Source organism: Rhizobium sp. P2_G2, assembly GCF_056403555.1.
This window is the reverse complement of sequence record NZ_JBFUFF010000272.1, coordinates 1-726: the sequence shown is the minus strand read 5'-3', so window position 1 is coordinate 726 and position 726 is coordinate 1. Positions and strand designations below refer to the sequence as shown.

General features: G+C 54.5%; 1 protein-coding gene and 1 pseudogene. Both read right to left on the bottom strand.

The annotated features are described in order from the left end of the window. Positions 1 to 175: transposase family protein (locus tag AC1D06_RS42700; protein ID WP_477991635.1), on the bottom strand; the 175-nt coding region annotated here is incomplete at its 3' end. Positions 176 to 582: 407 nt separating this feature from the next. Then, positions 583 to 726 (bottom strand): annotated as a pseudogene (locus AC1D06_RS42695) (IS256 family transposase); the annotation flags it as partial.

Here is a 726-nt window from a genome sequence, read left to right as displayed (position 1 = left end):
CGCCAAACCGGGCAATCTCGCTGACGCAGTTGCAGTCGCAGATCATCGCGACAAGGCAAAGAAGCAGAACCTCCTCAAGCGGATAACGCACCTTCAGGGCTTGCCGCTTGTCCGGAAGCTCTGAGAAATACGAAAGAAAAACAATCCCTTCCGAAATAGACGCCTGCAAATCCATGGCAAACCTCCTCGACGAATCAGAGGATTCACACAGATTCACAGATTTCAGACATTGTCTGCCGTTAACTCACCCGATTGCCCTGCAGCAACCACCCTGTAGTGGAGACTTTCGGGGGATGAACATTGATTCTACTCACTTTTTTTCGCGAACCGGGAAAGATGGGCTAGGTGACGCCCATGGCATATGCGCGCGACTGATCAACCGATTCTAGGAGCCCAAAGGTACACCATGATTTAACCGCGCGCGGAGGAGCGGAGCGCATTCTTGTGGGAGCCAATCGAACGAGACGTGTCGTTTTCAAATGGATCCGATATAGCACGGTAACAGAGCCCGCGATCGCGTCTCTGGGAGTGGTGTAGCTCGGCTTTGTGATCGCCGTGCTTTCCGGCTGAGCCGGGAATGGGTCAGCGAGCCGCAGCGGGCAGGCTGATTAACGGATCATCGCTCATTTGTGCGATGGTCTCAAGGGTCATGTAACGGGATCGCTGAACAGCCCATTCGTCGTTCTGTTCGAGCAGCAGTGCACCGACGAGCCTGACGATGGCATC